The 2,131-nt window shown below is 63.0% G+C and carries 3 protein-coding genes and 2 pseudogenes; 4 read left to right on the top strand and 1 reads right to left on the bottom strand.

From position 1 onward, the window contains the following. Positions 1 to 223: pseudogene (locus VML93_RS19560) on the top strand (protein kinase); the annotation flags it as partial. 136 nt (positions 224 to 359) lie between these two features. Beyond that, positions 360 to 995, top strand: coding sequence for a maleylpyruvate isomerase family mycothiol-dependent enzyme (locus VML93_RS19555; RefSeq protein WP_325613210.1), 636 nt, complete (start codon positions 360 to 362; stop codon positions 993 to 995). 55 nt (positions 996 to 1,050) lie between these two features. On the opposite strand, the pseudogene VML93_RS19550 reads toward VML93_RS19555, so the two are convergent. Beyond that, positions 1,051 to 1,290: pseudogene (locus tag VML93_RS19550) on the bottom strand (hypothetical protein); the annotation flags it as partial. Positions 1,291 to 1,465: 175 nt separating this feature from the next. Here VML93_RS19550 and VML93_RS19545 point away from each other — a divergent pair. Together VML93_RS19545 and VML93_RS19540 are read left to right on the top strand one after the other, a co-directional pair. Beyond that, positions 1,466 to 1,702, top strand: a complete 237-nt coding sequence (locus tag VML93_RS19545; protein ID WP_325613209.1) for a hypothetical protein — start codon at positions 1,466 to 1,468, stop codon at positions 1,700 to 1,702. A 33-nt stretch (positions 1,703 to 1,735) separates the two neighbouring features. Beyond that, the gene (locus tag VML93_RS19540; protein WP_325613207.1) at positions 1,736 to 2,068 is read left to right on the top strand and encodes a hypothetical protein; all 333 of its coding nucleotides are present in this window, start codon (positions 1,736 to 1,738) and stop codon (positions 2,066 to 2,068) included. Positions 2,069 to 2,131 lie beyond the last annotated feature (63 nt).

The raw sequence follows: 2,131 nt of genomic DNA, 5'->3' as shown, positions 1-2,131 counted from the left end.
GGTGTACACGGCTCGCCTGGTGGCGGTGGACTCCGCTGGCAACCTTTACGTCGCCGACTACGGAAACAGCCGGGTGCTGAAGTTGACGGCGGGTTCGAACGTCCAGACCGAGCTGCCGTTCCGAGGCCTCAGCAACCCTATAGGTGTGGCAGTCGACACTGCTGGCAACGTCTACGTCACCGACAGCGGTAACAACCGGGTGCTCAAACTGCCGACACAGTAGCGCGTCGCCTAAAGGCTCGGCCGCCGTCGGCTAGATCTGCCATCTTGTTGTGCCTGTGGTGACGTGGATGCTCACTGCACCTGCTCGGACTGCTTATTTCGCTTCGGCCACCCTCGGCCGGTCTTATCCTCGGTCGATGGACCGCAAATCGATCCATGCCGCGATAGCGCAGGAGCGTCGCGGCATTGCGGATCTGATTGACAGCCTGGATGAGTCGCAGCTTGCGACCGAAAGCTTGTGCACGGGTTGGGATGTGAAGACGGTCGGTTCACATCTGGTCAGCGCGCTGGCCGATGGCACCGTCAGAGCAACGCTGCTGGGCGTGCGGCGTAGGAGCATGGATAAGGCACTCGATGAGATGGCGCGCCGCCGCGCGCACTGGCCAGCCGCCGAGATCGCGGCAAGTCTCCGGAACCTTGCTGATCGCCAATACTGGAGACCGCCGCCGCAAGCACCTGGTCTGCTAGCCGAAATCTTGTCCCATAGTGGCGATATCAGAATCCCACTTGGACTTCCCTACGAACCCGATCCGCGACTGACCGCCATCGCGATGGACTTCATGACCGGCCCGTTGCCGCTCGGTCTCGTGCCGCGCGGACGACTGCGAGGTATCCGCTGGCAAGCCGCGGACATAGACCGAGGATGGGGCAAAGGACCGGAAATCCGTGGGCGAGCAGCCGACCTGCTAATGGCGGCGGTCGGGCGCACCGCCACGCTGGATGCGGTCGACGGGCCCGGATTGCCATTGTTGCGGCAGCGAATATCTGGCTAGTCAGGCACACCTTAAATCAGCCACATTGTTGCCCATGCGGTCGCCTGGATGCTGGCTACTGCATCTGGTCGAGCATGTCGGAGAAGGCCGCCTTGAGCTGTAGCGCCTTCTTGATTTCGTCGGCCGTCACGTATGGGTACTCGCCATACTCCAAGAAGCTGGGGTAGCGGTGATCGCGAACGAACTTCACGAATGAGTCCGGGTTCTCCTTCCAATCCTCCGGGAAGCCTTCGAGATTGGTGAACACCGTCGTAATGCCGCTCTGGCCGAACGGTTGCACGGCGTCCTCTGGGAAATCGTGAGCGGAAGCGCACAAACGACTTGCAATTGCTCCCACGGAAGCTGGTCCCGCGCGGGGCGGTGATCCCGGTTCCGACGGGCCCAACTGTCCCGCGCGGAAGCATTTGCGGGACAACCGATTACGTCACATCCAAGGAACCACGGTTCCGGTGGTCAGATTCGCTGAGTCCGTGGCGACGCGCCCGAGCGAGCGCTTCCTGCGCCCCGGTGATCGGTTGACGCCGAGAGTCGCGCGATCGATCTGGACGACCCTCTCGTTGACGCCGGCCCGCGGCTTGGTCGCCACCTGCGAGTCGTCTACCCTCACCCGGGAGCGCCATAGGATGGCGAGCATGGGTGTGGTCCGGGAGTATTTCATCCGCGATAACGATGACCAGGCGGCGGCGCTGCTCACCCCGCACAATTAGGGTGTTCTCGGGGTTTGCCCGATCACCGAGCTGGTGGCTCTGGAAGCACTGCTGCTCGGTGGCAATCCCCTTCTCGAATCGTCCCTGGAGCTAATGAACCGTCTTGACCATGCCGTTACTGTCGCCGATGACGGCCAGGACCAATGGGACGCCTTTGTGTCCAAAATTGCTGACCACACCGCCGCCCTGATCGCCGCCGCTACACCTGAGCAACTCGCCGCCGCCATGGAGCCCTGGTCACAGACAGAGGAATTCGTCGGCCATGTCAGCGCCGCCGACTTGGGCGGCGTGATGGGAGAACTCCAGCCTCTGTTCCGGCGCGCCGTCGATCACGCTCGACACGTGCACGTACGGACCAGCTGCTGATGACGCCAGCGCCGGCGCCGGGTACGCAAGTGCCACCCGCACAACCCGTTTGGACGGTCCCAG

The sequence above is a fragment of the Mycobacterium sp. genome (assembly GCF_035499775.1).
Classification (GTDB): Bacteria; Actinomycetota; Actinomycetes; order Mycobacteriales; family Mycobacteriaceae; genus Mycobacterium.
This window is presented reverse-complemented; position numbering and strand designations above follow the sequence as displayed.

Excerpts from the sequence above, each read along its gene's own strand:
- VML93_RS19555 (WP_325613210.1), top strand. The coding sequence starts at position 360 with ATGGACCGCAAATCGATCCATGCCGCGATAGCGCAGGAGCGTCGCGGC.